Genomic DNA, 15,143 nt, shown 5'->3' on the forward strand with positions numbered 1-15,143 from the left:
CGTCACATCGGAACGCCCGAGTCCGCACAGCGGCAGATGCTCGAGGCTCTCGGCATCGCATCCGATACCCGCACCCCCGTCGATGCCCTCATGCGGCAGGCCGTGCCTGCGGCCATCTTCACGGAGGCGCGCACCGACAGCGTGATCCCGCGCGCCGCGAGCGAGACCGAAGCGCTTGCGGAGCTGCGTGCGCTCGCCTCACGCAACACGGTCAACCGTCCGATGATCGGCCTGGGCTACTACGGCACGATCACGCCCAGCGTGATCCAGCGGAACGTGCTCGAGAACCCCTCGTGGTACACCGCGTACACGCCCTACCAGCCAGAGATCTCCCAGGGTCGGCTCGAGGCGCTGATCAACTTCCAGACGATGGTCGCCGATCTCACGGGGCTGTCGACCGCGAACGCCTCGATGCTCGACGAGTCGACGGCCGTCGTCGAGGGGATGCTGCTCGCGCGCCGCGCCTCGAAGTCGGGGTCGAACATCTTCGCCGTCGACGCCGATGCGTTTCCGCAGACGCAGGCGCTGCTGAAGAGCCGGGCGGATGCCGTGGGCATCGAGCTCGTGACCGTCGATCTCGCGGGCGGCGCTGAGCTTCCCGCCGAGCTCTTCGGCGTGTTCATCCAGTACCCGGGAGCGTCCGGCCGGGTGTGGGACCCGACGGGCGCGATCGACGCCGCGCATCTCGCCGGCGGTCTCGCGGTCGTCGCGGCAGATCTGCTCGCGCTCACGCTGATCTCCTCGCCGGGGTCGCTCGGCGCCGATGTGGCGGTGGGCACGACCCAGCGCTTCGGCGTGCCGATGGGCTTCGGAGGACCGCACGCCGGCTACATGGCCGTGCGCGCGGGGCTCGAGCGTCAGCTGCCCGGCCGCCTCGTCGGAGTGTCGGTGGATGCCGATGGCAAGCCGGCCTACCGCCTGTCGCTGCAGACCCGCGAGCAGCACATCCGCCGGGAGAAGGCCACCTCGAACATCTGCACCGCTCAGGTGCTGCTCGCGGTCATGGCCGCGATGTACGCGGTGTACCACGGGCCCGACGGGCTAAAGGCGATCGCCGAGGAGACCGCCGGCAAGGCGGCGACGTTGGCGGCGTGGCTGCGCGAGGCCGATGTCGACGTCGCGGACGGCGCGTTCTTCGACACGATCGAGGTGCGCGTCCCGGGACGTGCGGATTCCGTCGTCGCCGCGGCGCACGCGTCGGGTCTGCTGCTGCGCGCGACGTCCGAGGACGTGGTCGGCGTGTCGATCGACGAGACGACGACTTACTCCGATCTCGTCGCGGTCGCTCATGTCTTCGGGGCAGCTCCCGCCGGCGGAGGGGTCGCATTCGGCAGGACCTGGTACTCGACGGGCCTGAAGGACTCGATGCGGGCCTGGGGCGCTCTGCGGCGCACGGACGAGTACCTCACCCACCCGGTCTTCCACGTGCATCGCAGTGAGACCGCCATGATGCGGTACCTGAAGAGCCTCGCCGACCGCGACTACGCGCTCGACCGCGGCATGATCCCACTGGGGTCGTGCACGATGAAGCTGAATGCCGCGACCGAGATGGCTGCGATCACGTGGCCCGAGTTCGCCGGCATCCATCCGTTCGCGCCTGCATCCGACGTCGGGGGCTATCTCGACCTGATCACCCAGCTCGAGGGCTGGTTGGCCGAGGTCACCGGGTACGACGCGGTCTCGCTGCAGCCGAACGCGGGTTCGCAGGGCGAGCTCGCCGGTCTCCTCGCGATCAGGGGCTACCACCTTGCGAACGGCGACGACCAGCGCACCGTCTGCCTGATCCCCTCGTCCGCACACGGCACGAATGCGGCCTCGGCCGTGCTCGCCGGGATGAGGGTCGTCGTGGTCGCCTGTGACGAACTCGGCAATGTCGACCTCGGCGATCTTCGCGCGAAGATCGACGCCCACGCGGCGGAGCTCTCGGCGCTCATGATCACGTACCCGTCGACGCACGGCGTGTACGAGCAGGACGTCGTCGAGATCACCTCTACCGTGCACGATGCGGGCGGTCAGGTCTACGTCGACGGAGCGAACCTCAACGCGCTGCTCGGCTACGCGCGCTTCGGCGACCTGGGCGGCGACGTCTCTCACCTCAACCTGCACAAGACCTTCGCGATCCCGCACGGCGGCGGCGGACCCGGTGTCGGTCCCGTCGCGGCCAAGGCCCACCTCGCGCCGTTCCTGCCCTCGCACCCTCTCGCGCAGCGCGCCGAGCACGCCGGGGGATACGTGTTCGAGGGCGGTCCGATCTCCGCGGCGCCTTATGGCTCGGCCGGCATCCTGCCGATCTCCTGGGCCTATGTGCGCATGATGGGCGCCGACGGCCTGCGCGACGCCACGGCCGCCGCCGTGCTCTCGGCGAACTACATCGCCACGCGTCTCGGCGAGCACTACCCGGTGCTCTACACGGGCGAGAACGGCCGGGTCGCGCATGAGTGCATCCTCGACCTGCGACCGCTCAAGGAGGCCACCGGCATCACGGTCGATGACGTCGCCAAGCGGCTCATCGACTACGGCTTCCACGCGCCGACGATGTCGTTCCCGGTCGCGGGAACGCTCATGGTCGAGCCGACGGAGTCGGAGGACCTCGGCGAGATCGAGCGCTTCATCGAGGCCATGATCATGATCAAGGCAGAAGCGGATGCCGTGGCGGCAGGTCGTTGGCCTGCCGATGACAACCCGCTGGTCGGCGCACCGCACACCGCGGTCTCGCTGATCGCGGGGGAGTGGACGCACGCGTACACCCGCGAGGAGGCCGCCTACCCGGTGCACGCCCTCATCGCAGGTAAGTACTGGCCTCCGGTGCGACGCATCGACCAGGCCTACGGCGACCGCAACCTCGTGTGCGCGTGCCCTCCGGTGGAGGCCTTCGCCTGACGTCACTCGATCTGTGAGCTGCACGGCGCCGTTCCTCCTCCTGGGGGGACGGCGCCGTCATGTTTCCGCCGGGGGTCAGTTAGATCGCAACTCAGTAACAGTTCATTCACTTTGTTCAGGCGGGTGCCGAACCCCGGGTTAGTCTCGACTATCCCTGCACGCTCGACGACGCGTGTGCAGATTGCTAGAACTCCCTGGGAGGAACAAAGTGAAGCGCAACAAGATCGCCCTTGCGGGCACCGCGCTGTTCGCGATCGGCGCCCTGGCGCTCGCGGGCTGCGCGAGCGGCGGAGGCAACGACTCGGGTGACTCGGGCAACGGCGGCGCAGTCGACGCCGATGCCATCATCACCACGAACGGCTCCGAGCCCGAGAACCCGCTGATCCCGACCAACACCAACGAGGTCGGCGGCGGAAAGATCCTCGACGAGATCTTCGCTGGGCTCATCTACTACGACGCCGACGGCGCTCCGGTCAACGACGTCGCTGAGTCGATCACGACCGAGGACCCGCAGAACCTGACCGTCAAGATCAAGGAAGGCCTGACCTTCACCGACGGCGAAGAGGTCACGGCCGACAACTTCATCAAGGCGTGGAACGAGGGTGCGAAGCTCTCCAACGGCCACCTGTCCAGCTACTTCTTCGAGGACATCGAGGGCTTCAGCTACGACGAGGACACCGAGCTTACGGGTCTGAAGCAGGTCGACGACTACACCTTCACGATCGCGCTGAACAAGCCGGCCTCCGACTTCGCACTGCGCCTGGGCTACTCGGCCTTCTATCCGCTGCCCGACGTGGCCTTCGAGGACATGGAAGCCTTCGGTCAGAACCCGATCGGCAACGGCCCGTACATGATCGACGGCGAGGACGCCTGGCAGCACGACGTGCAGATCGACCTGGTCCGCAACGACGACTACGAGGGTGGGCGCAAGGCGCAGAACGGTGGTCTGACGATCAAGTTCTACGCGACCCAGGAGGCCTCGTACGCCGACCTGCTGTCGAACGAGGTCGACGTCATCGACCAGATCCCGTCGAACTCGCTCGCGATCTTCGCTGACGAGCTCGGCGACCGCGCCGTGAACCAGCCGTCGGCCGTGTTCCAGTCGTTCACGATCGGCCAGTTCCTCCCGCACTTCTCGGGTGAAGAGGGCAAGCTGCGTCGCCAGGCGATCTCGATGGCGATCAACCGCGAGGAGATCACCAAGACGATCTTCTCCGACAGCCGCACGCCTGCGTCGGACTTCACGTCGCCGGTCATCGACGGCTGGTCGGACTCGGTCCCCGGCAGCGAGGTTCTCGCGTACGACCCCGAGAAGGCGAAGGAGCTGTGGGCCGAGGCCGACGCCATCTCGCCGTGGGAGGGTGACTTCAAGATCGCCTACAACGCCGACGGCGGGCACGACGCATGGGTCGACGCGGTGAGCAACAGCATCAAGAACACGCTCGGCATCGAGGCATCCGGCGACCCGTACCCGACTTTCCAGGATCTGCGCACCAAGGTCAACGACCGCACGATCACCACGGCAGCCCGTTCGGGTTGGCAGGCCGACTACCCGGGTCTGTACAACTTCCTCGGCCCGCTCTACGCGACCGGCGCAGGCTCCAACGACGGCGACTACTCGAACCCCGAGTTCGACGCCGCCATCGAGGCCGGCATCAGCAACCCCGACGCCGAGGCGCAGCTCGAGGACTTCACGAAGGCGCAGGAGATCCTCTTCCAGGACCTCCCCGCGATCCCGCTGTGGTACTCGAACGTGACCGGTGGCTTCAGCGAGAACGTCGACAACGTCACGTTCGGCTGGAACTCGGTTCCGCTGTACTACGAGATCACCAAGGCCGGCGAGTAAGATCTAGCGCGGTACTTCACCCATGAGGCGGTGACGATTCGTCGTCACCGCCTCATGGGCTGTCCGCATTATCTTCTTACTTCCCCTCAACGAAGGGACAGCGGATGCTCGGTTACATTCTGAGACGTCTTCTGCAGGTGATCCCGGTCTTCTTCGGAGCCACCCTGCTCATCTACTTCCTCGTGTTCGCCATGCCCGGCGACCCGATCCTCGCGCTGTTCGGCGACAAGACCCCGAACCCGGCGGTCGTCGAACAGCTGCGCGCGCAGTATCATCTCGACCAGCCGTTCCTGGTGCAGTACTGGTACTACATCACCGGCGTCTTCCAGGGAGACCTCGGCGACACGTTCTCCGGTCGGCCGGTGTCGGCAGTCCTTGCGGCGACGCTGCCCGTGACGGGCCGACTCGCCGTCATGGCGATCGCGATCGAGTTCACGCTGGCGATCATCATCGGCACGATCTCGGCCCTGCGCAAGGGCAAGATCTTCGACAACGTCGCGCTCATGATCGCCCTCGTCGCGATCGCGATCCCGATCTTCGTGATCTCGTTCCTCGCCCAGTACTTCCTGGCCATCCAGCTCGGCTGGTTCAAGCCGACGGTGGGAGCCGACAACGACTGGGGCGGTCTCTGGCTGCCCGCGATCGTTCTCGGCTTCAGCTTGTACGCGGTCAGCATGCGTCTGATGCGCAGCTCGGTCATCGACACGTTGAATCAGGACTGGGTGCGCACGGCCTACAGCAAGGGGCTCTCGCGTCGTCGCGTCATCCCCGTGCACGTGCTGCGCAACTCGCTGATCCCCGTGATCACGAACTCCGCCACGAACTTCGGTGTGCTGCTCGTCGGCGCGACCGTCACCGAGGGCATCTTCAACGTCCCCGGTGTCGGAAACACGCTGTTCCAGGCGATCAGCCGCGGAGAGGGACCCACGGTCGTCTCCTTCGTGACGGTGTTCGTCATCCTGTACGTGCTGGTGAACCTGCTCATCGACCTGCTCTACGGTCTGCTCGACCCGAGGATCCGCTATGCCTGAGCCCACGAATCCGAATCACTTCGTCGCCCCGGTCGACACGACGGCCATCGCTGTCGACGCCGTTCGTATCGCGGAGAAGCCCAGCAACCTATGGCGTGATGCGTGGAGAGATCTGCGCGGACGCCCCCTGTTCTGGTTCTCCGTCGTGCTCGCGGTGTTCTTCCTCGTGATGGCGGTCTGGCCGACGCTCTTCACTCAGGTCGACCCCCGTGCGTGTGTGCTGGCCGACAGCAACGGCGGACCGGCGGCCGGACACATCCTCGGCTTCACCTTCCAGGGGTGCGACATCTATGCGCGGATCATCTGGGGAGCGCAGACCTCGCTCTCGGTGGGGCTCATCGCCACGGCGATCTCCTCGCTGCTGGGACTGATCATGGGTGCGCTGGCCGGCTTCTACGGCGGCTGGCTCGACGGCCTGCTCTCGCGCGTCGGTGACATCTTCTTCGCGATCCCGTACATCCTCGCGGCGGTCGTCGTGATGACGGTCTTCCGCGACGGACGCACGGTGTGGACGCTCGCGTTCGCGATCGGCGCGTTCGCCTGGGCCTCCACGGCCCGGGTCGTCCGCGCCGAGGTGCTCCGCGTGCGGCAGGCTGACTTCGTCATGGCATCGCGTGCGCTCGGGCAGTCGAAGTTCAGCACCCTGCTGAACCACGTCATCCCGAACGCGATCGCGCCGCTGCTGGTGGTGTCGACCCTCGGCCTCGCTGCGGCGATCGTCGCCGAAGCGACGCTGTCGTTCCTCGGAGTCGGTCTCGGCAGCGACGTGATGTCGTGGGGTAATGACATCAGTAAGGCGCAGAGCTCGCTGCGAGTCGCCCCGATGGCTCTCATCTATCCGTCGATCGCCCTGACCCTCGCGGTCCTGGCTTTCGTGACCCTGGGTGAGCTCATCCGAGACGCCCTCGACCCGAAGGCGAGGGCCCGCCGATGAGCGACCGCGTCACAGAGCAGCAGCCGCTGCTCAGCATCCGCGATCTGAAGGTCGCGTTCCGCACGCAGGAGGGCCTCAGGGAGGTTCTGCACGGCGTCAGCTTCGACATCCTCCCGGGCGAGACCGTTGCGATCGTCGGCGAGTCGGGCTCGGGTAAGTCGACCACCGCGACGGCGATCGTCAACCTGCTGCCGGGCACCGGAACCGTCACCGGCGGCTCGATCACCCTCGAGGGTCGCGAGCTGACCACGCTCAGCCGCACCGCGATGGAGGGGGTGCGCGGCCGTGACATCGGCTTCGTGCCGCAGGACCCGATGTCGAACCTGAACCCCGTCTGGAGCATCGGCTTCCAGGTCAAGGAGGCGATCCGTGCGAACGGAATCGCCCAGGGTCGCCAGGCCGTCAAGGAGCGCGCCATCGAGGTGCTGAAGCAGGCGGGTCTCGCCGACGCCGAGCGCCGTCTGCACCAGTTCCCGCACCAGTTCTCCGGAGGCATGCGCCAGCGCGCGTTGATCGGGATCGGCCTCGCCGCCGACCCGAAGCTCCTGATCGCCGACGAGCCGACCTCGGCTCTCGACGTGACGGTGCAGCGCGTGATCCTCGATCACATGGCCTCGCTCACCCGGGACAAGGGCACCTCGGTGCTCCTGATCACCCACGACCTCGGCCTCGCCGCCGAGCGCGCGGACAAGATCATCGTCATGAACGGCGGCAACATCGTCGAAGCGGGGCCCAGCCGCGTGATCCTCGAGAATCCGCAGCACCCCTATACGCAGCGACTGGTGGCTGCGGCGCCCAGCGTCGCCTCGCAGCGGATCCAGGCCGTCGTCGAGGACCGGGGGATCGAGACCCTCGAGGATCTCGCCGACATCCCGCCGACGGTCCGCGTCTCGGAGCTCACCAAGGACTACAAGATCCGACAGGGTGGTTTCCGCAGCGAGGACTTCCGGGCGGTCGACAGCGTCTCGTTCGAGATCCCGAAGGGCAAGACGCTCGCACTGGTCGGTGAGTCCGGCTCTGGCAAGTCGACCGTGGCGAAGATGGTGCTCAAGCTCGAAGAGCCCACCAGTGGCACGATCGAGATCGACGGCAAGGACGTGTCGCGGCTGTCGACGGCCCAGTCGTTCGGACTGCGTCGTCGCATGCAGCCGGTCTTCCAGGACCCGTACGGCTCGCTCGATCCGCTGCGCAACATCGGCAACACCATCGCCGAGCCGCTGCAGATCCACGGCGTCGGCGACCGCGCCTCCCAGCGCGAGCGCGTGGAGGAGCTGCTCGACCAGGTCGCGCTGCCGCGCGTGCTGGCGACGCGGTATCCGAACGAGCTCTCGGGGGGTCAGCGTCAGCGCGTCGCGATCGCGCGTGCTCTTGCGCTCAAGCCTGACATCATCGTGCTCGATGAGGCCGTCTCGGCTCTCGACGTACTGGTGCAGGACCAGGTCCTGCAGCTGCTCGCCGAGCTGCAATCGGAGCTCGACCTCACCTACCTGTTCATCACGCACGACCTCGCGGTCGTCCGCGTGTCGAGCGACCTGGTGTGCGTGATGGAGAAGGGCCGCATCGTCGAGCAGGGAACCGTCGACGAGATCTTCGCCAATCCGCAGCAGGAGTACACCGAGCGACTGCTGCAGGCGATCCCTGGCGCATCGATCACCCTCGGCGGTCACGGCGCGTGACGGTCGAGTCCCGACCCGAGGCCGCACGGGTTCACCGTGCGACCTCGGGGACGCTGTCCTTCGCGCTGAGCGCGCTGCTCGTGGTCTTCCTCCTCGGCGATGTCGTCGTGCGGACGGGCTGGGGGCAGATGCTCCTGCTCGCCCCCTGGCTGCTCCTCGGGCTCTGGGTCGTCTACGAGGTCGCCTTCGTCTCGATGGTGCGCATCGACGCCGACGGCGCCCTGGTTCAGAACATGCTGCGTCGCACGTCGTTCGGATGGCGTCGGGTGCGCGACATCGACCTGCGGTGGCAGTTGGTCTTCAGCCTCGATGACGGCACGGAGCTCACCTCGTACGGAGGGCCGGCGAAGGCTCGTCCGCCGCGTCGGACGAGCGACGGAGCGGCGAGTGCCCCGACGGCGGTGCGGACGCTCACCGACATCCGCGACCGCTGGGAGGCGGCGCCCGCATCAGCGGATGCTGCGATCGCCCGCACCTGGGACATCCCGGCGCTGATCGCCCTCGTCGTCATCGTGCTGTGGGCTGCGGCATCCGTCGTCATCACGGCATCCTGAGTCCGCGCGGCATCCCGAGCCCGTCCCGAGTCCCGCCCGCGTCCTGACTCCGCCCGGCGGAGTGGCTCAGACGGGCAGTCCGAACAGCTCGGGCCAGGTCGCTGCGGCCCAGGGATAGCCGACGAACACGGTCGCATCGATCGCGAAGTGCGCGACGAGGAACGGCAGCAGTCGTCCTGAGCGCTGGAACAGCCAGCCGAACAGCAGCCCCATCGCGAAGTTGCCGATGAAGGCCCCTGGCCCCTGGTAGAGGTGATAGCTGGCGCGCAGCGCTGAGGTCGTGACGATGATCACCCACGGGCTCCAGCCCAGTTCGCGCAACCGGGCGAAGAGATAGCCGAGCACGACGAACTCCTCCTGCAGCGCGGCGCGTGCGGCACTGAGCAGCAGCACGGGCACGGTCCACCAGTAGGCGTCGAGACCCGCCGGGTTCACCGCGACGAACAGCCCGAGCGCGCGCCCGACCAGATACAGGCCGAGTCCGGGGATGCCGATCGCGAGGACGAGGAGCACTCCCTTCGCCGTGTCCCGGCCGAAGCGGGTGCCGTCGAGTCCCAGACGCCCCAGATGCGGACGCGAGGTCTGCCACAGCAGGAAGCAGACCAGCAGGACCGGCACGAGCGAGAAGCCGATCGACAGCACCTGGTAGATCAGGTCGAAGATCTCGCGGTCGCTGCGCGAGGGATTGAGCGTCGTGGTCTGATCGGCCAGCGGCGTGCTGTCGGTCAATCGGTACGCGAACTGGACGATCGCGTAGACCGCCGACTGCCCGAGGCCGAGCGCCAGGACGATGGCGATCTCCCAGCGGATACGCGATCGCGACGGGGCAGGGGAGGGAGCGAGGCCGGTCACGCCACCGATCGTACGGCCACTGGTCAAGAACACGCTGCGTGCGTACGGTATCCTGGAACGTCGGCCCTTTAGACAGGCTCAGGGGACCGCGCACCTTTCCCACCACCTGTTTAGGACCTCCTGCATGGCGCACGCCCTCCGTTCAGACCTCCGCAACGTCGCAATCGTCGCTCACGTCGACCACGGCAAGACCACTCTCGTCGACGCGATGCTCCGCCAGACCGGCTCGTTCGGCGAGCATGCTCACGTCGAGGAGCGCGCCATGGACTCCAACGATCTCGAGCGTGAGAAGGGCATCACGATCCTCGCCAAGAACACGGCGATCACCTACAAGGGTGCGCACGCCGATGGCAAGGAGATCACCATCAACGTGATCGACACCCCCGGCCACGCCGACTTCGGCGGTGAGGTCGAGCGCGGTCTCTCTATGGTCGACGGCGTCGTGCTGCTCGTCGACGCCTCGGAGGGCCCGCTGCCGCAGACCCGCTTCGTGCTGCGCAAGGCGCTCGAGGCCAAGCTGCCGGTCATCCTCCTCGTGAACAAGACCGACCGTCCCGACGCGCGGATCGCCGAGGTCGAGGAAGAGGCGCACGACCTGCTGCTCGGTCTCGCCTCCGACCTCGTCGACGACGTGCCCGACCTTGACGTCGACGCTCTGCTCGACGTGCCGGTCGTCTACGCCTCGGGGCGGGCCGGTGCCGCGTCCCGCAACCGCCCCGCCGACGGAGCCCTGCCCGACAACGACGATCTCGAGCCGCTGTTCGAGGCGATCCTCGAGCACGTCCCCGCTCCGGCATACGACGACGAGGCTCCGCTGCAGGCCTGGGTCACGAACCTCGACTCCAGCCCGTTCCTCGGCCGCCTCGCGCTGCTCCGCGTCTTCAACGGCACGCTCAAGAAGGGCCAGACCGTGGCCTGGGTGCGCTCCGACGGCACCACGAGCAACGCGCGCATCACCGAGCTCCTCAAGACCCGCGCCCTCGAGCGCTACCCCGCCGAAGAGGCCGGCCCCGGTGACATCGTCGCTATCGCCGGATTCGAGAACATCACCATCGGTGAGACGATCGCCGACCCCGAGGACGTCCGCCCGCTGCCGGCGATCACGGTCGACGACCCCGCCATCTCGATGACGATCGGCACGAACACCTCGCCGCTCATGGGCAAGGTCAAGGGCCACAAGCTCACCGCTCGCATGGTGAAGGACCGCCTCGACCGCGAGCTAATCGGTAACGTCTCGCTCAAGGTCGTCGACATCGGCCGTCCCGACGCCTGGGAGGTCCAGGGGCGAGGTGAACTCGCGCTCGCCATCCTCGTCGAGAACATGCGCCGTGAGGGCTTCGAGCTGACCGTGGGCAAGCCGCAGGTGGTCACGAAGAAGATCGACGGCAAGACCTACGAGCCCTTCGAGCACCTAACGATCGACACGCCGGAGGAGCACCTCGGCGCGATCACGCAGCTTCTCGCGAACCGCAAGGGCCGCATGGAGAACATGACGAACCACGGCACCGGCTGGGTGCGCATGGAGTTCATCGTCCCGTCGCGCGGCCTCATCGGCTTCCGCAGCGAGTTCCTCACCACGACGCGCGGAACCGGCATCGCCAATGCGATCTCCCACGGCTACGAGCCGTGGGCGGGCCAGATCACGACCCGTCAGAACGGATCGATCGTCGCCGACCGTCAGGGCGTCGTTACCCCGTTCGCGATGATCGCCCTGCAGGAGCGCATGTCGTTCTTCGTCCAGCCCACGCAAGAGGTCTACGAGGGCATGGTCATCGGTGAGAACTCGCGCGCCGACGACATGGACGTGAACATCACCAAGGAGAAGAAGCTCACCAACATGCGTTCGGCCACGGCCGACAACTTCGAGTCGATGACGCCTCCGCGCCTGCTGACGCTCGAGGAGAGCCTCGAGTTCGCCCGCGACGACGAATGCGTCGAGGTCACGCCCGAGTCCGTGCGCATCCGCAAGGTCATCCTCGACCAGACGGTCCGTGGCCGCGAGGCATCGCGCCTGAAGCGTCAGGACGCCAACGCCTGAGTGCTGGCTGAGAGGTCGCCCAGCGTGGCCTCCATGTGAAGGGTCCCGCATCGCCGATTCGGCGGTTGCGGGGCCCTTTTCTCATGGAACATCCAGGTGATCAGGATTTTCCATACAGGGTATCGATGCAGGATCGTTCACTTGCGCCCGGGGTCTGCTCCCGATGAGTCCCCTGAAAGGCGTACGACGACCCGAAAGTCGAATTCTCCTCACATGATCCATCACACCCGCGCGCTTCGGCGCGCCTCCGAAGCGGCATCCGCCCGCGCCGCCGTCACCGCCCGACGTCCGAAGATCATCTTCGGAGCGAGCGCCGCGGCCCTGCTCGGCATCACCCTCACGGTCGGCGTCATCAGCACCCCTGCCATCGGCGATGAGACGGCCGATCCGATCACCGCGGTCGCGCAGCTCGTCTCCGGCGATGCGGGGGAGGAACGATTCGCCGACCCGGCCGTCATCCCGCTCTCCGAGGCTGAGACGGCCATCACCGCTGCCGGTGATCTCAGTTCGACGGTGCTCGACTCCGGTCTCGACGTCGGTGATGTCGCCGTCGCGATCGACACCACGGAATTGCAGGACGAGGTCGAGGCGCTGCGCACGCGCTCCGAGCTGTCCAGCATCGCCCTGGTGATCCGCACCGCCTCGCTGCGCGAGAACACGCAGGACGTGGTCACGGAGACGGCTGCTCTGCAGACCGCGTTCACGGCGGCGCAGGAGAAGAAGGCCGCAGACGACGCCGCTCAGGCGGCAGCAGAGCAGGCCGCGGCCGAAGCCGCTGCGCAGGCGGCGGCGCTCGCGGCGGCCAACACGCCGGACGGTGCCCGCGCGACCGCCCAGCAGATGGCCGCAAGCGAGTACGGCTGGGGATCGGACCAGTTCTCGTGCCTGAACTCGCTGTGGAACAAGGAATCCGGCTGGAACTACCAGGCCTACAACCCGTCCGGTGCCACAGGCATCCCGCAGGCGCTTCCCGGCAGCAAGATGGCCTCCGCCGGCAGTGACTGGGAGACCAACGCCACCACGCAGATCGCCTGGGGCCTCGGCTACATCTCATCGGTCTACGGAACGCCCTGCAGTGCGTGGTCGCATTCGCAGGCCATGAACTGGTACTGAACGTCATCCCCACGGCACGATGGCCCTCTGCTCTATGCAGAGGGCCATCGTCGCGCTACCTGCTCGCTGTCGTGGCGTCGACCGGACTCTTCCTTCGCCTCGGGCGGCCGCTGACTGACTCAGCGCAGCTCGGAGATCAGCACCGCTCGGGTGCCGGGCTCGATCGCCTCGAAGATGTGCGGGACGTCCCCCGGATAGGTGAGGTAGTCGCCGGGTGCGAGCGTCTCGGGGCCGTCCAGCGGGCCGATGCGTCCCCGGCCCGAGATGAGCACGACATGTTCGACCGTACCGGGGTGATGCGGATCGGACAGGCGCGGATCTCCCGGCTCGGCCTGGATCAGGTAGACGTCGCGGCGTGCCCCCGGAGGACTGGCCGACAGCAGGGTGGCGCTGTAGGCGGATGCTGCCGATGGCACGCCCGCGAGATCGTCGGCGCGGATGAGCGTCGGAGAGTTGGCCTGCTGATCCACCAGTACGGCGAAGGGGACCCCCAGTGCCACCCCGAGAGCCCAGAGGGTCTCGACGCTCGGGTTGGCCGAGCCGCTCTCCAACTGCGACACCGTCGCCTTGGAGACGCCGGCGCGACGCGCGAGTTCCGACACCGACAGCGAGGCGGACTCGCGCTCACGTCGGAGCGTGCGAGCGATGCGGCTGCGGAGATCATCCATTCGTTTATCATGCCAAACGTTCGTTCGCTTGACTATCCGATCCGTCGCGTTCAGAATGATGATCATGCGTTCAGTGAATCGAACGGTGGAACGGTGACCGCCGGACGCGAGGTCTGGCGGGAAGCCCTCGGCGTCGTGCTCGCGACCAGTGCCTACGGCATCTCCTTCGGTGCGCTCGCCGTCGCGGCCGGCCTCGATGTCTGGCAGGCCTGCGTGCTCAGCCTGCTCATGTTCACCGGGGGATCCCAGTTCGCCTTCGTCGGCGTGTTCGCGGCCGGAGGTGTCGCGGCACTGCCCTCGGCGATCGCGTCTGCCGTGCTCCTCGGAGTGCGCAACATCGCATACGGCATGCGCATGTCGCCGATCATCGGCGGGGGAACCCTGCGGCGAGCGGCGGCCGCGCACTTCACGATCGACGAGTCGACCGCGGTGGCGATCGCCCAGGGCGATCCGAGGCTGCGCAGGCTCGGGTTCTGGATCACCGGGGTGGGCATCTTCGTCGGCTGGAACGCGACCACTCTGATCGGTGCCCTGGTGGGCGACGTGCTCGGCGATCCGAAGGTCTGGGGACTGGATGCCGCGGCAGCCGCGGCGTTCCTCGCGCTGCTCTGGCCGCGGCTGAAGCGGCGCCAGGCGATCGTCGTCGGCGCTGCGGCTGCGGTCGTCGCGGCATCCCTCACTCCCGTCCTCATGCCGGGGCTGCCGGTATTGGTCGCTGCGGGGGTGGCTGTCCTCGTCGGATGGTTCAACTGGTTCTCGGGACGGTCGGCGGCGGAATCCGAGGTGAGGGCATGACGCTGTGGGGTGCGATCCTGCTCGCCGCGGTGATCTGCCTCGGGATGAAGGCCGCGGGCTATCTCGTATCGCCGAAGGTGCTCGAGGCGCCACGCCCGGCGCGTATCTCCGATCTGCTGACCGTGGCGCTCCTCGCCGCCCTCGTCGCAGTGCAGACGCTGGGTTCCGGCCAGGCGATCCTCGTGGATGCGAGGGTGCCGGCGCTCCTGGTCGCTGCGGGACTGCTGTGGCTGCGCCAGTCCTTCCTCGTCGTCGTGTTCGCCGCCGCGCTGGTGGCAGCGCTCCTCCGGCTCACCGGCCTCGCGGCCTGACCCAGCAGCCTCATCGACCGCCCGCGTAGGATCGTGGGGTGAAGTGGGTCTCGAGAGCGCTGTCCTGGATCGCGGCGGCCGTTGTCGGCGGTGTGTTCGGCATTGCGGGAACGATCGCGCACAGCCTCACCTGGGGACCGATCCCCATCGGACTCATCGTCGGAACGATCGCGTGCGGTGCGATCCTCGTGGCGATCCGTTCGCTGACGCACGACCGCGCCGCGACCGTCGCCGCAGGCGCGGGCATGGTGGGGATGCTGCTGCTGATCTCGGGCGTCGGTCCGGGGGGATCCGTCGTCGTCGAGAACACACCGGCAGGGCAGATCTGGATCATCATCGTCGGCGCCCTGGTGCTCCTCGCCGTCGCCTGGCCACGACTGCGGCGGCTTCCCGCGAGTGCTCCGACCGCCCCGTCGGCATCCGATCAGGACCTGCCCGCGTAGAC

The 15,143-nt window shown here is 67.5% G+C and carries 13 protein-coding genes; 11 read left to right on the forward strand and 2 right to left on the reverse strand.

The genetic code is table 11. The annotated features are described in order from the left end of the window. The first annotated feature begins 36 nt into the window (after positions 1–36). From gcvP to ACI3KS_RS09160, 6 genes are all read left to right on the forward strand, one after another. A complete protein-coding gene (gene gcvP, locus ACI3KS_RS09135; RefSeq protein WP_404917503.1) occupies positions 37–2,880 on the forward strand; it encodes an aminomethyl-transferring glycine dehydrogenase in 2,844 nt (947 codons plus the stop codon). A gap of 208 nt (positions 2,881–3,088) precedes the next feature. Beyond that, on the forward strand, positions 3,089–4,726 hold the full coding sequence (locus ACI3KS_RS09140; protein WP_404917437.1) for an ABC transporter substrate-binding protein: 1,638 nt from the start codon (positions 3,089–3,091) through the stop codon (positions 4,724–4,726). A gap of 104 nt (positions 4,727–4,830) precedes the next feature. Continuing rightward, positions 4,831–5,757 carry an ABC transporter permease gene (locus ACI3KS_RS09145; RefSeq protein ID WP_404917439.1) on the forward strand — a complete coding sequence of 309 codons (927 nt, stop codon included), beginning with the start codon at positions 4,831–4,833 and terminating at the stop codon, positions 5,755–5,757. Continuing rightward, the gene (locus ACI3KS_RS09150; RefSeq protein WP_404917441.1) at positions 5,750–6,691 is read left to right on the forward strand and encodes an ABC transporter permease; all 942 of its coding nucleotides are present in this window, start codon (positions 5,750–5,752) and stop codon (positions 6,689–6,691) included. The genes ACI3KS_RS09145 and ACI3KS_RS09150 overlap by 8 nt, the downstream gene beginning before the upstream one ends. Next, positions 6,688–8,367 (forward strand): dipeptide ABC transporter ATP-binding protein, encoded by a 1,680-nt coding sequence (locus ACI3KS_RS09155; RefSeq protein ID WP_404917443.1) that lies wholly within the window; start codon positions 6,688–6,690, stop codon positions 8,365–8,367. Before ACI3KS_RS09150 ends, ACI3KS_RS09155 begins: the two co-directional genes overlap by 4 nt. Further along, positions 8,364–8,921, forward strand: a complete 558-nt coding sequence (locus tag ACI3KS_RS09160; protein ID WP_404917445.1) for a PH domain-containing protein — start codon at positions 8,364–8,366, stop codon at positions 8,919–8,921. The genes ACI3KS_RS09155 and ACI3KS_RS09160 overlap by 4 nt, the downstream gene beginning before the upstream one ends. A 66-nt stretch (positions 8,922–8,987) precedes the next feature. Here ACI3KS_RS09160 and ACI3KS_RS09165 read toward each other — a convergent pair whose 3' ends face one another. Further along, entirely contained in the window at positions 8,988–9,773 is a 786-nt protein-coding gene (locus ACI3KS_RS09165; RefSeq protein WP_404917447.1) for a CPBP family intramembrane glutamic endopeptidase, read from the reverse strand. A 124-nt stretch (positions 9,774–9,897) separates the two neighbouring features. Between ACI3KS_RS09165 and typA the strand changes: the two genes are divergently transcribed. Both typA and ACI3KS_RS09175 read left to right on the forward strand, forming a co-directional pair. Further along, positions 9,898–11,811: a translational GTPase TypA gene (typA, locus tag ACI3KS_RS09170; RefSeq protein ID WP_404917449.1), complete on the forward strand. Its 1,914-nt coding sequence runs from the start codon at positions 9,898–9,900 to the stop codon at positions 11,809–11,811. Positions 11,812–12,024: 213 nt separating this feature from the next. Beyond that, a complete protein-coding gene (locus ACI3KS_RS09175; protein ID WP_404917451.1) occupies positions 12,025–12,924 on the forward strand; it encodes a phospholipase in 900 nt (299 codons plus the stop codon). A 119-nt stretch (positions 12,925–13,043) separates the two neighbouring features. Here the strand turns inward: ACI3KS_RS09175 and ACI3KS_RS09180 are convergent, their stop codons facing one another. After that, a complete protein-coding gene (locus ACI3KS_RS09180; RefSeq protein WP_404917453.1) occupies positions 13,044–13,592 on the reverse strand; it encodes a helix-turn-helix domain-containing protein in 549 nt (182 codons plus the stop codon). 93 nt (positions 13,593–13,685) lie between these two features. On the opposite strand from ACI3KS_RS09180, the gene ACI3KS_RS09185 reads away from it, so the two are divergent. The 3 genes from ACI3KS_RS09185 to ACI3KS_RS09195 are packed head-to-tail and all read left to right on the forward strand — an operon-like array spanning position 13,686 to position 15,141. After that, complete coding sequence (locus ACI3KS_RS09185) at positions 13,686–14,387, forward strand: AzlC family ABC transporter permease (protein WP_404917455.1); 702 nt, start codon at positions 13,686–13,688, stop codon at positions 14,385–14,387. Further along, positions 14,384–14,698, forward strand: a complete 315-nt coding sequence (locus ACI3KS_RS09190; protein ID WP_404917457.1) for an AzlD domain-containing protein — start codon at positions 14,384–14,386, stop codon at positions 14,696–14,698. Before ACI3KS_RS09185 ends, ACI3KS_RS09190 begins: the two co-directional genes overlap by 4 nt. A gap of 38 nt (positions 14,699–14,736) precedes the next feature. Continuing rightward, positions 14,737–15,141: a histidinol dehydrogenase gene (locus ACI3KS_RS09195; RefSeq protein ID WP_404917459.1), complete on the forward strand. Its 405-nt coding sequence runs from the start codon at positions 14,737–14,739 to the stop codon at positions 15,139–15,141. Positions 15,142–15,143: the final 2 nt, after the last annotated feature.

This window comes from Microbacterium sp. ZW T5_45, from assembly GCF_044987415.1.
Classification (GTDB): domain Bacteria; phylum Actinomycetota; class Actinomycetes; order Actinomycetales; family Microbacteriaceae; genus Microbacterium.